A 23995-nucleotide genomic window follows, 5' to 3' on the forward strand; every position below is an offset into this window, starting at 1 on the left:
GCGATGAACGAATTGCACCCGTTGAACGATCCGTTTGCGGCCGCGCCCAGAGCCGGTCTGGCCCAGCCCGCCGGCAGGGACGCCCACGAGCATGGCGACGATGCGCGGCTCGGCGCCGGCGGGCACGAGGGTGAGCTATCGCCGACGTCGGCGCTAACCGGATTGGCCGATCCACGCAATCCGCTCGTCGGAGCGGCCGGACCGCTGCTCAATCTGGTGCCGCAGATTCGTAGCACCGTACATCATCCCAATCCGCGTTGGCTGCGAGAACATCTCGCTGCGGAGATCCGTGCATTCGAGATTCGCGCGCAGCACGCCGGTATTTTGCCGGAAGAGATCGGCGCCGCTCGCTATTGCCTTTGCACGGCGCTCGACGAAGCAGCCGCATCGACCCCGTGGGGCAGCGCGGCGAATTGGTCGGCCGACAGCCTTCTCGTCGCGTTTCACAACGAAACGTGGGGCGGCGAGAAATTCTTTCAGGTGCTCGAACGCGTGTCGAAACAGCCACGCGAGCACCTGCTTCTGCTCGAGTTGCTCTTTTACTGCTTGGCCTTGGGGTTCGAAGGGCGCTACCGCGTACTCGAGAACGGCCACACGCAGCTCGACGCTTTGCGGCGACAGCTTGCCTCGTCCATCAGAAGCCTACGGGGAGAGTTCGATCCGTCGCTCTCGCCGCATTGGCACGACGCACTCGCTAGCCATGATCCGCGGCGCGCGATCATCCCGCTCTGGGCGTGCTCGGCCCTGGTCGTGTTGCTCGGTTTTGGCATTTTCGTCGCGCTTTCGCTGACGTTGGCGGGCCGCTCCGACCGTGCTTTCTCGATGATCGCCCGGCTGCCGATCCCGAAGGTGCAACCGGTCCTTGCGCAAGCGCCGGCCGCGATCCCTGCGACGGGGCCGCGTCTAGGGGGTTTTCTCGCGCCCGAAGTGCGCGCAGGCCTGGTCGAGGTTCGCGACGAGGCCGATCGCAGCGTCGTCGTCTTGCGTGGCGACGGGCTGTTCGACTCGGGCTCGGCAACGATCATCGATCGCTACCAATCCACGCTCGCTCGCGTCGCCGATGCACTGGATCGAAGCCCGGGCGCAATCGTCGTCGCCGGATATAGCGACAACCAGCCCGTTCGCACCGCAAGATTCCCGTCCAACTGGAACTTGTCGCTGGCGCGCGCCCAAGCCGTCGCCCGGTTCCTGGCCGATCGCATGCGCGACACGGACCGCTTGCGGGCGGTAGGGCGAGCCGATGCCGATCCGATCGCGTCGAACGACACGGCCGCGGGCCGGGCTCGGAACCGTCGTGTGGAGATCACATTGCTCACCGCGCCGGTGTCGGCCGAGCGCGCGGCGTCGGCTGGGGTGTCGCGATGAATTCCTTGAGGGGGGTGTTGCCGAGAATGGCTCACGCATTCGCGAACCGCCGTGTTTGGGTGACGATGGGCCTCGTAGCCGTGGTCGTGGCCCTGTGGTTGGTTGGGCCGCTGATTGCGATCGGAGATTATCGACCGCTCGAGACCGTGTCGGATCGTGTTTGGGCGACGGTATCGATCGTTGCGATATGGGGAGCGCGTCGGGCTTGGCTGCGCTGGCGCGCCGCGCACGTCAATGCCGAGTTGCTGACCCGGCTGCACGAGCAAGCGCCGGCAACGTCGCATGGGAGCGAAGCCGAAGCGGCGCACGTGCGCGAGCTACGCAGCCGCTTCGACGAGGCGGCCGCGCTGCTGAAGTCGGCACGCCTAGGCGATGTCGAGACGCGCTCGAGCATGACCCGCTGGTTCGATTCGATGACGCGTCGCTATCTTTATCAGCTTCCCTGGTATGTGTTCATCGGCGCTCCCGGATCGGGCAAGACTACGGCGCTCGTGAATTCGGGTTTGACATTCCCGTTGGCGGAGCAGTTCGGCAGAGCGGCTATCCGCGGCGTGGGTGGAACGCGTCATTGCGATTGGTGGTTTACGAACGAAGCGGTGCTGATCGATACCGCAGGACGCTATACGACGCACGAAAGCAATCGGGCGCTCGACGAAGCCGAATGGACCGGGTTCGTCGGCCTGCTGAAGAAGTATCGTGGGCGGCAACCGCTCAATGGTGCGTTGCTGACGATCAGCGTGTCGGATTTGCTCGATGCCTCGGAGGTGCAACGCACGCAACATGCAATGGCGCTGCGCAAGCGCTTGCAAGAGCTGCGCGCGCAGCTGGGCATTCAGTTCCCTGTGTACGTGCTCGTCACCAAGGCGGACTTGCTGGCCGGATTCTCCGAGTATTTCTCGAACCTGGGCCGCTCCGAGCGCACGCAAGTCTGGGGATTCACCGTCGCGCTCGATGAATCGCCGCACGCTCCCCTCGATTTGAGAGCCGTTTTCGAACGCGAATACGCGATTTTGCATCAGCGGTTGAACGAAGCGTTGCCGGAGCTGCTGAGCGCCGAAGCCGATCCGTCCCGGCGCCACTTGATCTATTCGCTGCCGCAACAGTTTGCGGGGCTGAAGGACGTTCTCGGTCAATTCGTCGCGCAGGTATTTTCCCCTTCGAAGTTCGACTCGATGCCGCTATTGCGCGGTATTTATCTCACGAGCGGGACGCAGGAAGGGACGGTGTTCGATCGCGTGATGGGAGGGATAAAGCGATTTTTGAGGATCGATCCTGCGCCGCCCGCTGCGCAGGCCGTCGCGTCGGGGCGCAGTTTTTTTCTGAAGGTGCTGCTGCAGGATCTGATCTTCAAGGAAGCATCGCTCGCCGGCACCGATTTGCGTTGGCGCTTGCGTAGAAGGTTGCTGACGGTCGCAGGCTACGCCGCGGTAGCGCTCCTATCGTGCGTGTTGCTCGTTGCGTGGCTCGGCAGCTATTGGCGCAATCGCGCTTACGTCGACGAGGTGGCCGCACGGGTGCCCATAATCGACCGACAACTGCGGGATGCGCCGATCTCCGATCCCAACGATACGCGGCGTGTGGTTGCGGTACTGAATATGTTGCGCAACCTCGCGCTGACCGACGAGGTCGATCCCGAACATCCGGTAGCGCGCTATCGTTGGGGACTATTTCAAGGCCGCAAGCTCGAATCCGCCGCCGATGACGTTTATCACCGCGCGCTCGACGAGCTTCTGCTGCCGCTTGCCGTGCGGCGCATGCAAAGCGCGCTGCGCGATGCTCCCGCGAACGATCCGGCCTATGCCTATGCCGCGCTCAAGGCCTACTTGATGCTGTACGAGAGCGATCACTACGATCCCGTATTCATGCAGGCGGTGCTGGAACTCGAGGAAGCGTCCGCTGGCTCGGTGCCGATGAGCCCGCGTGAGCGCGATGCGCTGCGCCGGCATCTGTCCGCTTTGTTCGACGGCCGGGTCGTGCTCTCGCCCTTGCAGCGCGATGACGCGCTCGTCGCTCATGCGCGAGACGGCTTGCTGAGGCTGACGTTTGCGCAGCGCCTGTACGCACAGCTTGCCCGGACGTTGCGTCCAGCCGCGACCGTCTACGATGTGACCGCTGCGCGCATGGCTGGGCCCTCGGCGGCGCTCGCGTTTAGGCGGCAAAGCGGCGCTCGCTTGAACGAGGGCGTGCCGGGGCTGTATACGTATGGCGGCTACTGGAACGTGTTCGACAAACGCTTGACCGATGCCGTGGATAGATTCGGGCGAGAGGAGACCTGGGTGCTCGGACTCCCGTCGTCCGAAATCGCAACGCCTAGCGTGCGCGACACACAAGCGAGCGAGGTGCGATCGCTTTACTTCGACGATTTCATCAAGACGTGGGACGACTACCTCGGCGATTTGCGCCTGCAGCCGAGCGATTCGGTCGCTCAAACCGCACAGATGGCGCGGCTGCTGTCATCGCCCGATTCGCCGCTCGTGCACATGGCCAACGCCGTGGCAGCCGAGACCTCGCTCTCGCGCAGCGACAATCCGCAGGCGGATCTTGCGTCTCGCGCCGAGGATAAGGTGGATGCGGCGCGCCGATCGCTGTCGCAAATCTTTCAGCCGCAGCCAACGGCTAGCGATCCAGCGCCGGCGAATCGAGCCGAGCCGGAGTCGGTCGTCGACGCTCATTTCACCGATATCCGCGCGCTTCGGGGCGCGGCCGCAGGTGCGGCGCAAAATGCCGCGATGAGCGATACGCTGAAATCGATCGATGCGCTCTACGTCTATCTCGTCGGTGCCGATTCGGCATTGCGTAGCGGCGGCTCGCCGCCGCCATCGAACGCCTCGGCGCAGCTCAAAGCGCAAGCGGGGAGAATGCCGACGCCGTTCAGGCAAATGCTCACTGATCTAAGCGATTCGGCCGATGCCGATCTCGTCAAGGTCGCCGACGCCAACGTGGCGCGCAGCGCGGCATCGGAAGTCGGCGATTTTTGCCGGCAGGCCATTGCAGGGCGCTACCCGCTCGTGCGCGCATCGTCGCGTGACGCGACGCCAGACGACTTCGCGCGCCTGTTTGCCGCCGGTGGCTTGATGGACGCGTTCTTCCAAAAGAACTTGCAGGCCCGGGTCGATACGAGTTCGCATCCGTGGCGCTTGAATGGCGCCGCCAATGCGCCGTTCGTTGCTTCGTTCGAGAACGCCGCCATCATCAGAGATGCGTTCTTCAGCGGCGGAGAGCGGGTGCCGACGATCAAGCTCAACATCACGCCGCTGGATTTGGATCCGTCGATCTCCGAGTGGTCGCTCGATGTCGATGGTCAAGTCGTGCGCTATGCACATGGCCCGCAAGCGCCAATGACCGTGCAATGGCCCGGTCCCAACGGCACCAATCAGGTGCGCGTGCAGATCGTCGATCAATCGGGGGCAAGCGACGGCTTTGTCGCCTCGGGCCCGTGGGCGTTGTTGCGATTGTTCGATCACGCAGCGTTGATGCGCACGGGCACGGCCGAAAAAACGCGCGCTCGGTTCAGCGTCGGCGGCAAATCGTTCGCCGTAGAGGTCACGGCCAGCTCGGTGCACAACCCGCTGAATCTTCCTCAATTGGAGTCGTTCACGTGTCCGACACAAGGCTGAGCGTGGCTTGCTCGAATGCACTGCACTCGCTGCCCGGCTGGTACGGCAAGCTGCCCGGCTCCGGTGATTTCGCCGATCGCCGCATGCCGAGCACACTCGCGCATTCGTGGGAGCGGTGGTTCGCGCGCGGGATGGCATCGATGCGGGAACGCGCAGGGCGGACGTTTTTGGACGGCTATGCCCATGGGCCGATCTGGCGCTTCGCGATTCCGGCTGGCGCCGGCGCCGGGTGGGTGCAGTTCGGTTGCATCGCGCCAAGTTGCGATCGTGTGGGCCGCCGGTACCCGCTGCTCGTCGCCCATGCGCTCGACTTGGATGGGTTTTCGCGCGACTCGGCCGCATGGGCGAGCGCGAGTCTTTCGGCGATCGGCGAGGTGCTGGCCGAGGCGATTCGGTGCGCCCACGCGCCGGAACAGTTCGACTGCGAACTCGCGCAGCGGATGGCTTCGGTGTCGGGCGATGGGCTGGACGAGATGTCGCGCGCGAGCGGCTGGCCGAATTTGCTCGAGTATTTCGACCCCGACGGCATGACGAGCTTTTGGTGGACGAGCGCGGACGAGCGCGGATCGACCAGCACCGAAGCGCATACCGGCGTGCTCGATAGCGCGTTGTATGCGAAGTTGTTCGGCGGCGGCGAACGCTCGCCGCGCGTGAACGGTTGAGGCGCCCGGTTTGACAGCCGGACACGGACGTTGAAGGGGAGGTCTATGACGGAATCTCGATTCGCTGAGGCCGAGGTGAGTGCCGATCGCGGCGCCGGCGCCAAGGTGAAGCCGCTGCCGAGCGGCCACCGGCTTGGCGAGTTCGAGCTCGATTCGGTGCTCGGTGTCGGCGGCTTCGGCATCGTCTATCGTGCATTCGACCGGACACTGCAGCGAACCGTGGCGGTCAAGGAGTACATGCCGACGATGCTGGCGCGGCGAGCGGGCGACTACACGGTGGGCGTGCGCGCGTCGCGTTACGCGCACGCATTCGAAGCAGGGCGCACGGCTTTTCTCAACGAGGCGCGGCTGCTGGCTCAATTCGATCACCCCGGCTTGCTCAAGGTGCTCCACTTCTGGGAGAGCCACGGCACCGCGTACATGGTGATGCCCTTTTACGAAGGGCAAACACTCGCGCAGCGAAAGCGCCGAGTAGAGCGCACGAGCGAGCCGGAACTGCTCGATCTTTTCGGGCCTCTGCTCGGCGCGCTTCATACGCTGCATCGCGCGCAGTGCTTTCATCGCGACATCTCGCTCGAGAACATCCTGGTGCAGCCCGGAGGGCAGCCGGTTCTGCTCGACTTCGGGGCCGCGCGCAAGCTGATCGGCGACCTCGTCGACGAAACGGCGATGATTCTGAAGCCCGGATATGCACCCATCGAGCAATACACGGATGATCCCGCGTTCAAACAGGGTCCATGGACCGACATCTATGCGCTCGGAGCCGTCGCGCACGCGTTGATCGCTGGCGACTTGCCGCCGGCTGCCGTCGTGCGCAGCATCCAGGACCAATATCGTCCGCTCGCCGGCCGGCAGTGGGCCGATGACGGCACACACTACAGCGCGCGACTGTTGGCGGCGATCGACACGGCGCTCGCTTTGCGAATCGAGGATCGGCCCGCATCCGTGCCCGCGTTTGCGCAACGGTTGGGCTTGCGAGAGACGATGCCGGGCGTATTCGTGACGCCCGATCGCGCGGCTTTTACACCGCTTTCCATCGAGACCGAGCCTGCTTGGACCCACGCCGCCGCAAGTGTCGCGGTCGAATCGGAGCCGGGTTCGGCGATACCTGCGCCGGTCCAGAGCGAGGTGAGGGCCGCATCTCCCAGCACATCGACAGCCGATGTTCATGCCGACGACACGCTGGAGCCGACGGCGCTGGATGTGACGGCAGCAACGGGTCGCAATGATCGGCCCAACACTTCGCGTTGGCGTGCGCTAGGCGTACGGCGACATGCGGTGCGGGCACTCGCCCTACTCGTGATTGCGGCGGGCGGCGTGACGCTGCTGCGATTGGCCATGAGGCCGTCGTGGCAGACATCACCGGCGCCTGGCGCGACAACGACGGCGCAGTTAGCCGCGCCGCAAGCGCTTCCAGCGCCGCCGCACAGCGCGCCGCTGGCAACTGCCCAAACGCTCGCGGCTGTGCCTGACGCGCAGCAGAGCCTCTCCGGACCGGCGTTGGCCGCGGTGCAAACGGCGTCTTCCCCGGCAACGGCTGCCCGCGCGCCCGAGGCAAGCCCCTCCGCATCGGGTGACGCAGCGCAGCGCATGGCATCGGCCGCATTGCCGAGCGGAGCATCGAACTCGGCATCCATCGCGATGCAGGCGCCCGCCGCTCGCGACAAAGCCGAAACAGCACCCACGGCCAGTGAGCCCGGTGCGCCGCAGGAGGCAGGCCCGCTCGCGGCGGCAAGAAGCAAAGTGCTTCGGCCGGTTCTCGTGCGGCTCTATGTTTTTCCGTGGGGGGAGGTGTACGTGAATGGCGTGAGGCGAGGCATCAGCCCACCGTTTCGGGCGATGAATCTCACTCCCGGCACCTACCGCATCGAAGTGCGCAACGGCACGCTGCCGCCACTGGTGCGCACGATCACGCTCGACGCCGGCGAATCGCCCGTCGAGATCCGCTACTCGTTCGAGTGAGGCGCCGATGAACGACGCTTTGCTCGCGCCGATCGATGCGGACACGCCGTGCGGCCCCAACCTCGAATACGACGCCGATTTTTTGTTGCTGCAAGAGTATGCGAACGGCAAGTCCGAGCAGCAATACGGCGATACATTGATCGCTGCGCAGCCGCCCGATTGGTCTCGCATCGAGCAACTTGCCGCGTCGCTGCTCGCTCGCACGAAGGATCTGCGCGTGCTCGCACATCTGACGCGCGCCTGGATGCAGGCGGAGGGCCTCTCGGGATTGGCTCGCGGGCTGCACATGGCCGCGGGGCTGCTAGACAGGTATTGGGAAGCGGTGCATCCCGCGCTGACGGTCGATGGTCAGTGCGATCCGCTGCCGCGCGTCAATGTTCTACGCGAAATGACAGGCGACGGCGGCTGTCTGAACGCAATGCGCGATTGGCCGTTGTTCGGGGCCATGAATGTTCGATCGATCGCAAGCGCGCTCGCGCGCCGCGGAGTCGGCGCGCGCGAAGGTCCCGGCGACGCCGAGAGGATCGCAGGCGATCTGCGCGCCGCGCATGGAAGAGGCGAGGCTGCGCTTGCAACCGCACTCGATGCTCTGGATGCCTTGCGCACGCTTCGCGCAACGGTGCGTACGCGCCTCGGCCATGAATGGGCGCTCGATGAAAGCGCACTGGAGCGTGATCTATCGGTCATCGCGCAATGCTTGCGCGCGGCCAAAGGCGATGCGCTCGAGCAGGGGCCCAGCGCGGGGCAAGCACCACGCGAGCCCGAATCGCGACCGTCGTCGGCCATGGTGATCGATACGCGCGCAGACGCCGCCGTATGTTTGGACGCTCTGTGCAGCTATTTCGAGCGACACGAACCAAGTCATCCGGCTCCGTTGCTGCTACGTCGAGTGCAGCGCCTGCTCACCCTCGACTTCTACGAAATCATGCGGGACATCGCGCCGGAGGGGTTGGGCAAGCTCGAGTTGCTGAGCGGGCGCGGCGCCCATAACCGAGCGGACGGCGACAGCACGGGAACGTAACCGCAATCGCACTGAACTTCCGAGGAGAGACACTGCCATGCCAGCTTACAAATCGTCTACGAGCGGACAGAAATTCATTGCTCGCAACCGTGCGCCGCGCGTGCATATCGAATACGACGTCGAGCTATACGGCGCCGAGCGCAAGGTCGAACTGCCGTTCGTGATGGGCGTGCTTGCCGACTTGGCCGGAACGCGCTCAGACGAGCTGCCGGATCTGAGTGAACGCAATTTCGTCGACATCGATATTGATTCCTTCGACGAGCGCATGAAAGCGATCGGACCCGCGTTGTCGCTCGATGTCGCGAACACTTTGACCGGCGAAGGAAGACTGCACGTCGAGATGGCGCTGCAAAGCCTGGACGATTTCTCGCCGGGCGCCATCGCGCAACACGTCGAACCCCTGAGGCACCTTCTTCAAGCGCGTACGGAGCTATCGAATCTGCTTTCGTACATCGATGGCAAACGCGGCGCGGAAATGCTGGTGGCTCGCGCGCTGGCAGATCCCAAGCTGTTGGCTGAGTTGTCCTCGCCCACCACTATAGAACCGTCGCACAGCGATGGTCTCGACGACACCGCCCAGGGAGCCGATCATGCCTAGAGTCGAAATACAAGCGCAACAGGAGCAGCGCCCCCCGCTGGCCGTCATCGAAAGAAGCCAATTTACTGCGCTGCTCGATAAAGAGATCAATCCGAAAACGGAGCAAGCTCGCGTCGCCGTGCAAAACGCGATGCGCACGCTCGCTCATCAAGCGCTCGAGCATTCGCTGACTGTCTCGGACGACGCCTACGACGCGATCCGGCAACTGATTGCCCAACTCGACGCCAAACTGACGGGGCAAATCAACGAGATCTTGCACCACCCCGATTTTCAGCGGCTCGAATCGGCATGGCGAGGCTTGCACTATCTCGTCAGCAACACCGAAAGCGACGAATTGCTCAAGATCCGAGTGCTGCCCGCGACGAAACGCGAGCTGGCCCGCATGCTCAAGCGCCACAAGGGCGTGGGCTGGGATCAAAGCCCGCTGTTCAAGAAAGTGTACGAGCAGGAGTACGGGCAGTTGGGGGGCGAGCCGTTCGGCTGTCTCGTCGCCGACTATTATTTCGACCATAGCCCGCCCGACGTGGAAATGTTGCGCGAGATCTCGAAGATATCGGCAGCCGCGCACGCGCCGTTCATTGCCGGCGTGTCGTCATCCTTGATGCAGATGGACTCGTGGCAAGAGCTATCGAATCCGCGCGATCTCACGAAGATCTTTCAAAACACCGAGTACGCTGCGTGGCGAAACCTGCGGCAATCGGAGGATTCGCGCTATGTCGGGCTTGCCATGCCGCGCTTTCTCGGCCGGGTGCCCTATGGCGCGCGCACGAACCCCGTCGAAGCGTTCGACTTCGAAGAGGATATCGATTCGGCACGGCACGATCGCTACACGTGGGTGAATGCGGCGTTCGCCATGGCGGCGAACATCAACCGCTCGTTCAAGCTATACGGCTGGTGCTCCGCCATTCGGGGCGTCGAATCGGGCGGCGCGGTGGAGAATTTGCCGTGCCACGCGTTTCCCACCGACGACGGTGGCGTCGATTTGAAATGCCCGACGGAAATCGCGATCAGCGATCGTCGCGAAGCCGAGCTCGCAAAAAATGGGTTGATTCCGCTCGTGCATCGCAAGAATTCCGACGTGGCCGCTTTCATCGGCGCCCAATCGCTCTATCAGAGCGGGGAATACCACGACGCCGACGCAACGGCCAATGCACGGCTGTCGGGCCGGTTGCCCTATTTGTTCGCATGTAGCCGCTTCGCGCACTACTTGAAATGCATCGTGCGCGACAAGATAGGCGCCTTTCGCGAACGCAGCGACATGCAGCGCTGGCTGAACGATTGGATCATGAACTACGTCGACGGCGATCCGGCCAATTCGTCGCAAGAGACGAAGGCGCGCAAGCCGCTTGCGGCCGCCGAGGTGGTGGTCGAGGAGATCGAAGACAACCCCGGCTACTACGCGGCCAAGTTCTTTCTGCGGCCGCACTACCAGTTGGAGGGCCTCACCGTTTCGCTGCGACTGGTCACGAAGCTGCCGTCGGTCCGCGCATCGAACGAGTAATCCGATTGTGAATCCAGAGGGAGAACGCGATGGGCATGGCGATGTTCATGAAAGTAGAAGGGGCGACCGGAGAATCGGCGGACGGTCAACACAAAGGGTGGACCGACATTCAAATGTTTTCTTGGGCGGCGGCTCAGCCGGCGGCCATGGCTAGCGGCGGCGGGGGCAATGCGGGCAAGGCGAACTTCAGCGACCTCGTCGTGACCGCGTTCATGGATAAGGCTACGCCCGCCATCTTGAAGTACTGCGCTAGCGGCAAGCATGTGCCCAAGGTCGAGATTTCCGCCTGCAAAACGGGCGGAGACCAGATCGAGTTCTCGCGCCTGACGCTCGAGGAGGTCATCGTCACGCTCGCTCAGATCGCGGGCCCCGACGTCGAGGACGAGCCGAACCGGCTCATGATGCGCTACGGCTTCCAGGCGGCGCGCGTCAAGAAACAATATTGGGAGCAAACGCCCGAGGGTGGCAAAGGTGCGGAAGTCACGATGGGGTGGGACATCAAAAAGAACCAGGAAATGTAGGGGGATCGAATGAATGGAACGATCGTGCATTCGCGGTCAGCCTCAGGGCGAGGCGACTGCCCGCAGCCCACGTTGTTCGATCGGCTCGTCGAGGGCACGCTCGGCGATTTGATCGACCCTATGACGCCTCTCGATCGCGAGCATGGCAGCGACGATTCGGCATTGCGCGAGTGCGTACTGCGCCATATGGGGCGCCTGCTCAACGCAACGCGCCTGCTTGACCCCGACGAGGCGACAGCTTATCCGCAGGTGGCCAGCTCGGTGGTGAACTATGGTGTGCCGCCGTTGGCCGGTGCAATGATCTCCGAGATCGACGTGGGGCAGGTGGAGGAGGCGATTCGGCAGGCGTTGACGCACTACGAGCCACGGCTGCTGCCCGAGTCGATCGAAGTTCGGTATGCGGGCGGCGACGCGCGAGCGGGGAATCGGAACGTACTGCGGTTCGAGATTGCTGCAAAACTTTGGCACGTACCTCGACCCGTTCCCATGCTCGTCTATACCGATCTCGATCTCGAGTCGGGGACTGCATCGGTACGTTCGCTTGCCGAGCGTTGACGCGATGGACGCGCGCTTTCTCGACTACTACAACCGCGAGCTCACGTACATGCGCGAACTCGGGGCCGAGTTCGCGCGGACCCATCCCAAGGCAGCGTCGCGCCTGGGCATGCACGGCATGGAGGTGGCCGATCCCTACGTCGAGCGCTTGCTCGAAGGGTTTTGTTTTCTGACTGCGCGCGTGCAGCTGAAAATGGACGCCGAGTTCCCGCGTTTCTCCGAGCGTCTGCTCGATGTCGTCTTTCCGAACCACCTCGCGCCGATTCCGTCGATGGCGATCGCCAGACTGCATGTCGACCCGCGCGAAAGCAGGTTGATGCAAGGCTATGTCCTGCCGGCCGGTGCGAGTCTGTACCGTCGTGTGGGGGACGCCGGAGCGACCTGCGACTTTCGGACGGCGCACGCCCTGACGTTATGGCCGATCTCGCTCGATGAAGTTCGTATGACGGGCGTCCCATCCGATTTACCCGCAATGGACCAGGCCGTTCGCGCAAATGCGCGCGGCGCGGTTCGCATCGCCATCGGGTCGCAAACGCATGTGCCGCTCGATCAGCTTCCGCTCGATCGGCTCGATCTTCACCTCTGCGCGCCTGATGCTCAGGCCGTGCGCTTGCTGGAGCTGTTGACCATGCACGCGTTGGCCGTTGCATGTCGCGACCCAGGTTCGGGCGAATGCGTCGATTGGCTCGAACCGAACGCCATCGCGCACGAGGGGTTTGCTGCCGCACAGGCGATGCTGCCTTCCAATGCGAGGAGCTTCGAGGGGCATCGACTTCTGCATGAGTATTTCGCATTTCCCGCCCGGTTTCATTTCGTCTCGATTGGCGGGCTGCGGCGAGCGTTGTCGCGAACGCGCAGCCATCGCCTAGAGCTGATCGTGCTTCTCGATCAGGCCGATGGCGCACTCGAACGAACGATCGATGCAAGTCGCCTAGCGCTGCACTGCACGCCCATCGTCAATTTGTTCCCGAGGGTCACCGATCGGATCCCGATCGCGCCGCACAGCGCCGAATACCGGCTCGTTGCGGATCGCACGCGGCCGCTCGACTATGAGATCCACTCGGTTCGGCGCGTGACCGGGCATCGGCTCGGCCACGAGGCGAGCGCAAGCACCGTCTTTCTGCCGTTCTTCGCATCGAATGGCGCCGACCATGACGGCGAAACGTATTTCTCGGCGCGGCGAGAGCCGAGACTGGTCGGTGCACAATCGATGCGCAACGGGGCTCGCACGGGCTACGCCGGCACCGACACTTACGTATCGCTCGTGGATCGAAGGCATGCGCCGTTCGATGAGCGTATCGAATTGCTTTCGGCCGATGCGTTATGCACGAACTGCGATCTGCCTCTGTTGGTTTCGTCAGGCACGCGCTCCGATCTGACCGCGAAAGCATCGTTTCCGATCGACGGCATCGAAATAATTAGGGGTCCTACGCGACCGAGGCCTCCGCTGGCGCGCGACCAAGCGATCTGGCGCATGATCGACCAGCTTGGCATCGTTTATCAGCCGACAGCCGGAGTGGACGACGAAACCGGCGCGCGAGATTTGCGCGAGTGGTTGAGTCTCTATGCCGATCCGAGCGATTCATCGATGCTAAGGCAGGTGTCGGGGATACGCCGTCTTGCGTGTTCGCCGATCGTCGAACGCTTGCCCGAAGCGGGGCCGATCGCGTTCGGACGTGGCGTGCTGGTCGCCATGACGGTCGACGAGCAAGCTTTTTCCGGCGAGAGTCCTTATCTGCTCGGCGCTGTGCTAGAACAGTTTTTTGCGCGCTATGCATCGATCAACTCGTTCACGCGATTCGCGCTCCACTCGCTGCAGCGCGGTGCGCTCGCGACGTGGCGCGGGCGCATCGGCCGCCGACCAACGTTATGAATCCCCTCGATCCAACGCCCGACTATGGCGAGCGATATGCGGCGTATTGGCGGCAGTTGCGTGCGAGGCCGGCCGCGTACGATTTGTTCGGGACGCTGCGCTGGCTCGACGCGATCTGCGCGCAGCATGCACGAATAGGTCGTGCTGCGCATCCGCGCGACGAGCCGTTGCGACTCGGGCAGATCCCCTCGGTGTCGTTCGCGCCGGCGATGGTGGCGCACGCTGTCGACGGCGCCGCCGCGGCAGGAGTTGCGCCACGATTGCTCATTCATGGCTTTGGTTTGTTCGGGCCCAACGGCCCCATGCCGCTGCACGTGACGGAACGGGCGCGCGAGACCGTGCACGATACGAACGGCACTGCGTTGAGCGCGTTCGCCGATCTTTTTCATCATCGATCGATCGCGTTGTTCTATCGCGCGTGGGCCGATGCCCAGCCCGTCGTCGGACATGACCGTCCGGGCGCGGGACCATTCGATCGATATGTCGCCAGCCTCATCGGCCGAGCGCAGCGAGCCGATCGCCGGCACGGCGCGGCGCTGTCATTGAGCGAGATGTGCTTCCACGCGGGCCATTGGGTCCGGCATACACGCAACCCGGAGGGACTCGTTCGGATACTTTCGCACGACTTCCAAGTAGACGTACGTCTCGTCGAACACGTCGTGCGGTGGCTACCGATAGAGGAGGCGCAGCGTACGACCCTTCGGGCCAGGCAGCCCGAGCAGCGCCTCGGCGGCGGAGCCGTGCTCGGCCGTGCGGTGCGCGACGGCCAGTCGTGCTTTCGGCTCGTGTTGGGGCCAATGTCGCTCGAGCACTATCGAACGTTCTTGCCGGACGGCCGCAACGCGACGCGGCTTGCTCAGTGGGTACGCGAGTACATCGGCTCGGAGTTCAGTTGGGCAATGCAACTCGTGCTCGCCGCCGATCAGGTGCCACGTCACACGCTCGGCTCCAGAGAGGGGTTGGGCTATTCGACCTGGCTCGGGCGCCGCATCGACACGGCGGCGGCACCCGAGCTGACGATCGATTGGACGGCACGATCGGGGCGCGCTCGCCTTCCACGGCGGGCGGGTGTGCAAGCCTTGCAGCCCCTGCATGAAGTACCCACGAACGAATGAGGAGCGAGCTTGTCACGCATATTTACACTGAACACGGCCTTGGGCGAGGAGCTCAAGTTCTATCGTTTGGACGGCGAAGAAGCGCTTAGCCGATTGTTCGAAATCCGTATCGAAGCGCTCGCCGACGGATACGCATTGTCATTGCGCGAGCTGCTCGGAAAGTGCGTGTGCGTGCGTGTGCGGGCGCGCGAGGGCACGCAGCGTTACTTGCACGGGCTCGTCGCGCGCGCTTCGCTGGTCGGCCGCCAAGCGCAGCGGCACTATGCATACGAGCTCGTCCTGCGCCCGTGGCTATGGTTGGCCACGCGGCGGTCCGATTGTCGGATATTCCAGAACGAGAGCGTGCCCGAAATCGTCGACGAAGTGCTCGCGCCCTATGGTTTCCCGATGGAGAAGCGGCTCACCGAGCACTATGCGCCACGCGAGTACTGCGTTCAGTACAACGAAACGGATGCCGCGTTCGTGTCGCGGCTGATGGAAAGCGAGGGCATTTACTACTACTTCAAACACGCCGAGCAAGCGCATACGCTCGTGCTATGCGATGCGCACTCCTCGCATACGACCTTGCCGGGCTATGAAACGATCCCCTACATCGGCGCCGACCGCACGGCGATTGCCGATGAAGAGCACATCGATAGGTGGCAGCCTGCGCAGGAGGTCAGCATCGGTGGCTATGAAGCGCGCGATTACGACTATACGAAGCCACGCGCCGATCTCTCGGTCAAGCATGCAGACCCGCGTGGGCATGACCATGATCGATATGCGATGTTCGAATGGCCTGGCGGCTACGATGACGACGTCTTGGGCACGCGCTATGGACGAGTGCGTCTCGAGGCGCTGCAGTCCGAGCACGAGCGTGTCGAGGCGCACACCGACGTTCGAGCGATGGCGCCCGGGTGGTTGTTTACGCTCGAACGCTGTCCCCGATCGGAGCAAAACAGGGCGTACCTGGTCGTGCGCTGCCGCTACCGGTTTCAAGAGAACCCGTACGCGACCGATCGCTCCGACGAGCACGTGACACATGAAACGACGTTTCTCGCGCAGCCGACGCAGTTGCCTTATCGTCCGCCACGCGAGACGCCTACGCCGCGCACGAACGGTCCGCAAACGGCCGTCGTGGTGGGGGCACCCGGCGAGGAAATTTGGACAGACGAATACGGGCGCGTCAAGCTGCAGTTCCAATGGGATCGTTACGGCCAGCGCGACCAAAACGCCTCGTGTTGGGTGCGCGTTTCGAGCCCCTGGGCGGGTGGCGGTTTTGGCGGCGTGCAGATTCCGCGTGTCGGCGATGAAGTCATCGTCGATTTTCTCAATGGCGATCCGGACCGGCCGATCGTCACCGGCCGCGTATACAACGGCGAGCGCATGCCGCCGTGGGATTTGCCGATGAGTGCCACGCAAAGCGGATTGCTGTCGCGTTCGAGTCCGGGTGGAGCGGCATCGCACGCGAACGCCTTGCGCTTCGAGGATCGCAAAGGTGCGGAGCAGTTGTGGCTGCACGCGGAGCGCAATTTCGACGCGGAGACGGAGCTGGATCACTCTCTGTCCGTGGGAAACAACCACACGCATACGGTCGGCAACGACGAGACGATGCAGGTGACGAACAATCGGCAAAGGAGCGTGGGGCAGAACGAGACGGTGAGTATCGGGCGGCATCGGGTCGCGCAGATCGGGGGGAATGAGACGCATGCAGTGACGGGCAATCGCAGCGTGTCGGTCGATGGGGACAGTGCCCATACCGTTGCAAAAGGCAATCACAGCTTGGCGGTGGTGAGCGGCAAGCATGATGTTTTCGTCAAGGGAGACAGCACGCACGTGGTCGAAGCGGGCTCGTATGCGGCGCAAGTCCTCACGGGAAACTACGCGGTCGAGGTTGAGAAGGTCGCGTCGGTGGTTGCCAAGAATCACATCGAGATGGGTTCGGGGCAGAGCGGGATGGCGATCAACAAGGAAAACGTTGGGGTCGCTATTGGCGGAGTTGGCGGCGATCTGGGTGTCGGGGTCGCAGGCTATGGTGGCGGCGTGAGTATCGTCGGATACGACCAAGGCGTGGGAATCGCCGGCTATGCAGAGGGCGTCACGATCTATGGCGAAGACGATCTCAATCTTGCCGGCAAGGCGACGGCGAATCTTCAGGCGCCGACGGTGAACATCGACAACGGTAAGGGCGGCTGCAACGTCAACGTCAATGCGACGAAGATCGTCTTATCGACGGGGGGCGGCACGATCACGCTCGATAGCTCGGGAGTGACGATTCAAGGGACGATCGCTTACATCAATTGATGCGAATGGCGGCTTGATGGTATGGCTCGCGTTCGTCGAAAACATTGGGAGACATTCGATGGAAGATGAATTGGATCGGATGACGGTCGATAACTCGCTTGAAGACGATACCTTAACGGCTTTGCGGCGGCTCTTTGAAAGGGACCCGCCGCTGCATCCTTGCCCGGCGCACGACCGTGGGGATCCGATGACCCTGATCGGCGAGGTGACGGATACGCACCATCCCGATGCAATGGGACGAGTGCGCGTGAAATGGCCGATGCGGGACGCAAGCCCCTGCGAGCGTTGGCTTGAGTGTGTCGATGGCGTCAAGCCCCATATCGGCGATCGCGTGCTGCTGCAGTCGCCGTCGAACTGGCCCGAGTATGTAATCTCGGGCATGCTGCGTCGTGCTGACTGCGGCGAGCCGGTAGAACCCGTCGCCAAGGCCGCCTTCGAACTTGTGCTCGAACCGGACAAATGCGTGCAACTGTCCGATGCGTCAGGTTGCCCGCTGATGCAGGTACGTTCATCGCCGGACGGCCCGGTCGTGACGTTACTGAATCGGAACGTAAACATCGAAGTCCCTGGCAAACTTCGGCTCAGCGCACAGACCATCGAACTCGAAGGGGGCCACGGGGGAGTAGACATTCGGACTGAAGCGGACACCGTAATACGAAGCCGATATGTCCGTTTGAACTGACCCGAAGGCAGTCGCCATGCATCGCGAATTCGCAGCCGTCCAATTGTCGATCGAGACTTTCGTCGAGCAGCCCGACAATCCGACGCTGCTGATCGAAATGAGCAACAACGATGCAGTGCCCGTGCTGAAGATGCTGCAGGCACTCGATCAGCAGCAAGGCGATGCGATATTTTTGATCTTTCCGTTTGCATGCAATGCTGTCGCCACGTATGTGCAAGCGTGCATTGACGCGCTTGGGCATCAGGTCGAGGAGGTGAATCGGGCGCGCGCCAACCACGGCGAAGCGCTCTGGCCGTTGTTGCCGCTGGCATGCAGTGATCCAAGACGCACGCTGCAGGACCGATTACGCGAAGCCGTCATGCACATCCGCGCACTGGTACCGGAGCACGCGAAAGTCGTTTGGGCATGGGTACCGTCGCCGCTCGACGATGCCGCCGGCTTCGCCAACGTAATGATGCAATTGCTGGCACTGAGCGGTTTCGAAGACTGGATGGAGGGGCATCGCTTCTGCATCCGCGACGATCGATATCATCCGATCCTGATTCCCCTAGCGCGGGACAGAAAGGCGGAGCATGTATTGATCCTTGCGGTTGACTTTTCATCCGAAGATGCTGCGCGCAATCTGGTGGGTGTCGCAAACGATGAGGCGCAGCCGATCGCACAACGCATGCAGGCGTTGATGCAGATCGCTGCGATCGATCTTGCCCACGGTAGGCTACCTGATGCGCAGCGTAAGTATCGTGCGCTCTATGCGCTTCATGCCGAGGGACAGGATGCGACGGGCTGCGCGATGGCGTTGCACGGTTTGGGCGACATAGCATTGCGGCATGGATCTCAGCGCGAGGCGAAAGAGTGGTATCTGCGGGCGCTGCAGGCGGGACTAGATGGCCGCAATTTGGTGGTCGTAATCAATTCGCTGATGGCCGTCGGCAACTGCTGCAGCGCGCTCGGTGAACATGCGAGGTCGGCAGTTTATTTCGAACTGGCGAGCTGCGCTGCCGGCAGGTTGATGCTCGTACATACGAAGGTGGAGGCGATGGAGAAGGCTGGCGCCGCACTGCTCGCGTGCGGCAATGTAGCGCAAGCCGCAGAGAGCTGGATCGATGCAAAGGGATTGTGTGAGCAGTTTGGTTGCGAACTGCAGCACGATCGCATCGTCGATCGCCTCGTGTTGCTCTATACGAAGGCCGGTCTTAAAAACGAGGCTAGAGCCTACGAGCAGGATAAGAAACGTTTCAGGACGCCGCGCGAGCGGGATGCGGTGAACCCCGCTCGATACGAGAGCGGGTCATAAAGAGGCGCTGTAATGAGCGATTCTGCAACCCGGCTGACGCACGCATCCGATTCGACGCCGCATGGAGGTGCGAAATCGAACGCGAGCGTGAATACGGCCTGCGATTCGCTCCTCGAAACGGCCAAGTCGACTTACGACCCGTTCAAGCAAACGTTCTCATCCAAGGGGAACGCGATCCATCACGTCAGCGAGGCTGTGAATGCGCTTGTCTCGTTGCAGGGTGCGCCTTCACAGTTGCTCAATAGCGGCATTGCGCAGATACCGCTGCTCGACAAGATGCCAGGAATGCCGGCCGCGGTCATCGGCGCGGCGCATTTGGGCACGCCGCACGCGCACGATCATCCCCCGAGCGACGGCTTTCCGTTGCCGAGTATTGGATCGACGATCGGCAGCGGCTGCTTGAGCGTGTTGATCGGCGGGCTCCCGGCAGCTCGCGTGACCGACATCGGCATTGCGCCGACCTGCGGCGGCATGACGCCGTACTTCGACATCCAAACGGGGTCGAGCAATACATTCGTCGGTGGGATGCGTGCGGCGCGCATGGGCATCGATATGACGCGGCACTGCAATCCGATGGGGCATGCGGGGAAGTCCAACCAAGAAGCGGGAGGGGCTGCGGCGAACGGTAGAGAAATCGCGACCGAGGCGGCAGACGTATCGAACTGGGCGCGCTGGACGGGGCCGGCAGGTAAGGCGTGGAAGGCCGGCAACGTGGCGGTCGGGCCAGGGTCTGGGGTCGCGGGCGCCGCCGACGACCTGTCGCAAGGGGCGAGCGCGGCAGCTGCGATGATGGCTGTACAGACCGCCGCCGACATGGCGATGATGTTGCTTGGCAGTTTGATGGGCAAGGATCCGGGGATCGAGCCGAGCATGGGCATGCTGTTGAATGGCAACGAGACTGTTCTGATCGGTGGATTCCCCACGCCGGATTCGCAAATGATTTGGCATGGAGCGAAGCATGGGCTCGGGAAGAAAATCAAAGGCGGAAGAGCGCCCAGGCAGAAAGCGGCCGCGCCATGCCGAAATGGGCATCCTGTCGATGTCGTCCGAGGCACGGCAGAGAACGAATTCGTCGACTATGCACACGACGTTGCCCCAGTGTTCAGTTGGGAGCGCTATTACTGCAGCGGCTGGCGCGACCAGGACGGTGCCGTTGGCTTCGGCTTTCGCCACAACTTCCAGCACGAATTACATCTGTTTCGCACACGTGCGCTCTACGTCGACCCATTAAACCGCGAGTATCAGTTTCCGCGAAATGAAACCGGCCGCTACGAAGGTTCGTTTTCCGGCTACCGACTGGTGCAAGGGGACGACTGTCATTTCGTGCTGTGGCACGAAGTGGCCGGCAAGTTGGAGTTCCAACGTCGCGGCGAGAAGGACCCGATCGCCCGGCTGGTCCGCCAGCTCAAGGATGAAGTCGAAAGCGAATTCCAATATGACGCGGCGGATGCGCTGAGCGCCATCGTCCAGACAGATGAGCGCAGTTGTCTTCGGCATCGGATTCATTTCGCGTATAACAGTGTCGGGCGCATCGCCGAGGTCCTGATAACGCGCCGCGATGGCACGCGTCATAGCATTGCCCGCTACACCTACACCGATAGGGGGTGCTTAGCCAGATCAACTGACCCACTCAATGCGGCCATGTCCTATGGGTACGACGAGCGGAAAAGGATGATCCGGGAGACGGATCGTAACGGCTTTTCTTTTGGCTATCGGTACGACAGCGAAAACCGCTGTATCGAAACGGCGGCTCAGGACGGGATGTGGCGTGTCACATTTGATTATTGCCCCGGTCGTACGATCGCCACCCACGCGGATGGTGGGACTTGGACGTACTTCTATGACGAGTCGCAAACGGTCAACCGTATCGTCGATCCATACGGCAATGCGCTCGCGCGGGTCATAGGGGAGGACGGTAGCATCTTGATTGAAGTCGACGCCGTCGGCCGCGAACTGCAGTGGGTTTACGACGACAACGGCCGCAGCATAGGCCGCATCGATCGCTGGGGGAACTGCTGGCCACCGAACTCGCAAGCGCCGGTGTCGAGCCGCCCGAACCGACCCGCGTTGCCTGCGACGCCGCTCGAGCAACAATGGGGCAGGGTCGATCGCCACCTATTGTCGAAGTCACTGCTTTTGCCAACCGGCGTTGCGCGGTATGCGGCATCACTCTTCCGGCAGGAAACACCAGCACCGAAGCAGATGGAGGAACGAGATGCGGCCGGCCGGATCGTGGCGCGTAAAGATGCCGCAGGGCGAATCGAGCATCTAGTCCGCGATGCCGAGGGCAATGTGGTCTGCAAACGCGACCGCGAAGGCGGCGAATATCGCTACGCGATCACATCGTGGAATCTGTGCGAAAGCACGCGCGACCCGCTGGGCAATCTTATCCGATACCGCTATACAAACAAGGCGAGCATCTCCGCGATCATCGACCCCGCGGGCAACGAAAGTCGATACGACTACGATTTGAGGGGACGACTCGTTAGCGTCACGCGCCACGGCGTCGTGCGCGAAACCTACCAATACGATGGCGGCGATAGACTCGTCGAGAAGTGCGGCGCTGACGGCGAATGGCTGCTGCGCATCAAGATCGGCGACAACGGGTTGCCGAGCAAACGCGCGTTGAAGAGCGGTGAGACGCATCATTATCAGTACGACGCGCAGGGAAACTTTACAGACGCATCCACCGACCGGTTCCACGTGACACTCGATTGGGACGCGAACGGTCGAATCATTTCCGACAAACGCGATGGCCTAGGCGTCGAGCACCACTACGCAAACAAGAAGCGCTCTAAAACGACGTGGTTCGCGCGCTTCGCCGTCAGCTACGAGCCGAGCGGGCGAGGTGAAACCGTGATTCGCACTCAAGCGGGCGGCACGCACCGGGTCTCGCGCGCGTCGGATGGTAGCGTGCTGGTGCAACTGGGCAATGGCACGAACGTGTTACGTCGGTTCGATCCCGATGGAAGATGCGAAGGGCGCATCGTGTGGCGGGACGATCAGCCCGAAAACATGCAGGCGGCACAGTACATTTACAGCGCAACGGGCGAGTTGCGCGCCATCGCGAGCACGTCGGGCGGTGTGATCGAGTATCGGTACGATGCGGCGCACCGGTTGATCGGGGAGTGGCGGTGCGGGTTCCCGACACGCCAATTCGCCTATGACTGCGCGGGCAATCTGATATCGACGCCGCAATACGCTTCGATCCGCCATCTCGAAGGAAACCGCTTAGCAGTTGCATCGTCGGCGCGGTTTCGTTATGACAATCGCAATCATCTCGCCGAACAGCTCGACGGCGAAGGCCGTCGCACGACTTATTCATACAACAGCATGGGCTTGTTGACCGTTGTCGAGCGAAGCGACCGCGCGGATGTGTGGACCGCTGATTACGACGGGCTCTGCCGGCGAATCCACCAGGCCCTTGGAGCCGCGCGTACGCTTTACTACTGGGACCAAGACCGCCTGGCGGCGGAAATCTACCCGGACGGACGCGTTCGCCTTTATGTCTACGCAGATGAGTCGGCGCTTATTCCGTTCATGTTCATCGACTACGCGTCGATCGATGCGCAACCGCAAGACGGCAACGCGTATTTCGTGGTGACGAATCAAGTGGGCATGCCTGAGTGGATCGAAGGCGCCGATGGGGAAGTCGTATGGCGTGCGCAATGCATTGACCCTTATGGCTGGATCGAAGTTGCGCCCGGCAATACGATTACCTACGATCTGAGGTTTGCGGGCCATCATTTCGATCCGGCGACACAGTTGCATTACAACCGGTTCCGAACCTACTGCCCGGTCTTGCGGCGTTACCTTCAGTCCGACCCGGTGGGGCAATCTGGCGGCATCAATCTCTACGCCTACACCGCAAATCCTCTCGTGCAGGTCGATGTGCTTGGCCTGTCGACGTGTGAATCGACGGCTAGCAATGAGACGGGGGGACCGGAGGGACACGCCGTCGAGTCCGCGGGCGAACCGGAGGTCGTTGAAAAGGGCCCGGACGGAAAATACAGGCCGACGGGTGCACCTTACCCGAAACGTCTCATTCATGTACCGGATGCGGAGCGACCCGCATTCGAACAAGCGCGCGACGACGCAGACCGGATGCGGGTGGACTTCGTGAAAGCACTGAATGGCTTCCACCGAGTGACGGTGCTTCCGTTCGTGTTCAGGAAGAAAGACGGCTCATATCACGTGGGTGTGGCTGCGAGCAAAGACTGGGACGAGATAAAAACTGATCTGCCGAAGGTGGCGGCCGTTGCCGACGCCGCCAATATTCCTGACGGGTACAGGGTTGCCGGTGCGGACCAGATTCCTGCAGACACATCTTATTCCCGCGTTTCCGGCTACAACCACGAAAGGGCAACTGACCACCATGCGGAGCAACGGGCCCTACGCTGGGCGGACGCGCAGCCGGACATCGACGGATGTGCTTATTTGGCGCCGACAGAGCCGGTGTGCGAGGGATGCATGCTAGCCATCTATAACCGGATTCCCGCCGATTCGAATAGGAAAGCCAAGTTCGATCCAGACGAACCCGACACGCGCGTCATTGCGAAACTGGCGCGGGGGAAAGACTTCTACGAAAAGAAAAACCTGCCGCGAGGACGTATCGTGGGCGTTAAGGCCGGGGCCATCGACGATGCCTTTGCGGGGCAATCAGGCGACAAAAAGATGCCGAAAGACGCAAAGCTGCAACAAGTCGCAAGAAGATGGAAGGTCCCGAAGAAGATGGTGACGCGCTGGGTTCAACAGGAGGGGGCTGTCCAGGAGGCGGCCGCGAAACAGCCCGACCCGAACAAGATGCCTAGCGAACAGGCGCTGAAAGATACTGCGAAGAAGTGGGACGTCGAAGAAAAGGACTTGGCCTCATGGGTCAAGAAATTTCTTCGACAACAGAAGAAACAAAAATGACGTCGGTTCGTATCGGTTTGATGACAGCCGCG

At 62.4% G+C, this 23995-nt stretch carries 14 protein-coding genes and 1 pseudogene; all 15 read left to right on the forward strand.

Annotated features, from left to right (window positions below; genetic code table 11):
- The first annotated feature begins 3 nt into the window (after positions 1-3).
- The 15 genes and pseudogenes from QQS38_RS00065 (at position 4) to QQS38_RS00135 (ending at position 23963) form a co-directional block, all read left to right on the forward strand.
- Complete coding sequence (locus tag QQS38_RS00065; protein ID WP_479643344.1) at positions 4-1365, forward strand: DotU family type VI secretion system protein; 1362 nt, start codon at positions 4-6, stop codon at positions 1363-1365.
- On the forward strand, positions 1362-4982 hold the full coding sequence (gene tssM / locus QQS38_RS00070; RefSeq protein WP_479643345.1) for a type VI secretion system membrane subunit TssM: 3621 nt from the start codon (positions 1362-1364) through the stop codon (positions 4980-4982). The genes QQS38_RS00065 and tssM overlap by 4 nt, the downstream gene beginning before the upstream one ends.
- Entirely contained in the window at positions 4964-5644 is a 681-nt protein-coding gene (gene tagF, locus QQS38_RS00075; protein WP_479643346.1) for a type VI secretion system-associated protein TagF, read from the forward strand. The genes tssM and tagF overlap by 19 nt, the downstream gene beginning before the upstream one ends.
- Before the next feature lie 45 nt (positions 5645-5689).
- Positions 5690-6652 (forward strand): annotated as a pseudogene (locus tag QQS38_RS00080) (serine/threonine-protein kinase); the annotation flags it as partial.
- A gap of 961 nt (positions 6653-7613) precedes the next feature.
- Positions 7614-8627: a type VI secretion system protein TssA gene (gene tssA / locus QQS38_RS00085; protein WP_479643347.1), complete on the forward strand. Its 1014-nt coding sequence runs from the start codon at positions 7614-7616 to the stop codon at positions 8625-8627.
- 37 nt (positions 8628-8664) lie between these two features.
- Complete coding sequence (gene tssB / locus QQS38_RS00090; RefSeq protein WP_479643348.1) at positions 8665-9225, forward strand: type VI secretion system contractile sheath small subunit; 561 nt, start codon at positions 8665-8667, stop codon at positions 9223-9225.
- Positions 9218-10726, forward strand: coding sequence for a type VI secretion system contractile sheath large subunit (tssC, locus tag QQS38_RS00095; protein ID WP_479643349.1), 1509 nt, complete (start codon positions 9218-9220; stop codon positions 10724-10726). Before tssB ends, tssC begins: the two co-directional genes overlap by 8 nt.
- Positions 10727-10755: 29 nt before the next feature.
- The gene (locus QQS38_RS00100) at positions 10756-11247 is read left to right on the forward strand and encodes an Hcp family type VI secretion system effector (protein WP_479643350.1); all 492 of its coding nucleotides are present in this window, start codon (positions 10756-10758) and stop codon (positions 11245-11247) included.
- 24 nt (positions 11248-11271) lie between these two features.
- Positions 11272-11802, forward strand: a complete 531-nt coding sequence (tssE, locus tag QQS38_RS00105) for a type VI secretion system baseplate subunit TssE (RefSeq protein ID WP_479643351.1) — start codon at positions 11272-11274, stop codon at positions 11800-11802.
- 4 nt (positions 11803-11806) lie between these two features.
- Positions 11807-13675 carry a type VI secretion system baseplate subunit TssF gene (gene tssF, locus QQS38_RS00110; RefSeq protein ID WP_479643352.1) on the forward strand — a complete coding sequence of 623 codons (1869 nt, stop codon included), beginning with the start codon at positions 11807-11809 and terminating at the stop codon, positions 13673-13675.
- The gene (tssG, locus tag QQS38_RS00115) at positions 13672-14790 is read left to right on the forward strand and encodes a type VI secretion system baseplate subunit TssG (RefSeq protein WP_479643353.1); all 1119 of its coding nucleotides are present in this window, start codon (positions 13672-13674) and stop codon (positions 14788-14790) included. Before tssF ends, tssG begins: the two co-directional genes overlap by 4 nt.
- 9 nt (positions 14791-14799) lie before the next feature.
- The gene (locus QQS38_RS00120; protein WP_479643354.1) at positions 14800-17073 is read left to right on the forward strand and encodes a type VI secretion system Vgr family protein; all 2274 of its coding nucleotides are present in this window, start codon (positions 14800-14802) and stop codon (positions 17071-17073) included.
- A gap of 58 nt (positions 17074-17131) precedes the next feature.
- On the forward strand, positions 17132-17755 hold the full coding sequence (locus QQS38_RS00125; RefSeq protein ID WP_479643355.1) for a hypothetical protein: 624 nt from the start codon (positions 17132-17134) through the stop codon (positions 17753-17755).
- Between the two features lie 16 nt (positions 17756-17771).
- A complete protein-coding gene (locus QQS38_RS00130; protein WP_479643356.1) occupies positions 17772-19049 on the forward strand; it encodes a tetratricopeptide repeat protein in 1278 nt (425 codons plus the stop codon).
- A gap of 315 nt (positions 19050-19364) precedes the next feature.
- Positions 19365-23963: an RHS repeat-associated core domain-containing protein gene (locus tag QQS38_RS00135; RefSeq protein ID WP_479643357.1), complete on the forward strand. Its 4599-nt coding sequence runs from the start codon at positions 19365-19367 to the stop codon at positions 23961-23963.
- Positions 23964-23995 lie beyond the last annotated feature (32 nt).

This window comes from Trinickia sp. Z7, from assembly GCF_056498045.1.

What these genes read in the sequence shown, in the direction of transcription:
- QQS38_RS00065 (WP_479643344.1), top strand. Translation starts at nt 4, where the DNA reads ATGAACGAATTGCACCCGTTGAACGATCCGTTTGCGGCCGCGCCCAGA.
- tssM (WP_479643345.1), top strand. Translation starts at nt 1,362, where the DNA reads ATGAATTCCTTGAGGGGGGTGTTGCCGAGAATGGCTCACGCATTCGCG.
- tssA (WP_479643347.1), top strand. Translation starts at nt 7,614, where the DNA reads ATGAACGACGCTTTGCTCGCGCCGATCGATGCGGACACGCCGTGCGGC.
- tssB (WP_479643348.1), top strand. Translation starts at nt 8,665, where the DNA reads ATGCCAGCTTACAAATCGTCTACGAGCGGACAGAAATTCATTGCTCGC.
- tssC (WP_479643349.1), top strand. Translation starts at nt 9,218, where the DNA reads ATGCCTAGAGTCGAAATACAAGCGCAACAGGAGCAGCGCCCCCCGCTG.
- QQS38_RS00100 (WP_479643350.1), top strand. Translation starts at nt 10,756, where the DNA reads ATGGGCATGGCGATGTTCATGAAAGTAGAAGGGGCGACCGGAGAATCG.
- tssF (WP_479643352.1), top strand. Translation starts at nt 11,807, where the DNA reads ATGGACGCGCGCTTTCTCGACTACTACAACCGCGAGCTCACGTACATG.
- tssG (WP_479643353.1), top strand. Translation starts at nt 13,672, where the DNA reads ATGAATCCCCTCGATCCAACGCCCGACTATGGCGAGCGATATGCGGCG.
- QQS38_RS00125 (WP_479643355.1), top strand. Translation starts at nt 17,132, where the DNA reads ATGGAAGATGAATTGGATCGGATGACGGTCGATAACTCGCTTGAAGAC.
- QQS38_RS00130 (WP_479643356.1), top strand. Translation starts at nt 17,772, where the DNA reads ATGCATCGCGAATTCGCAGCCGTCCAATTGTCGATCGAGACTTTCGTC.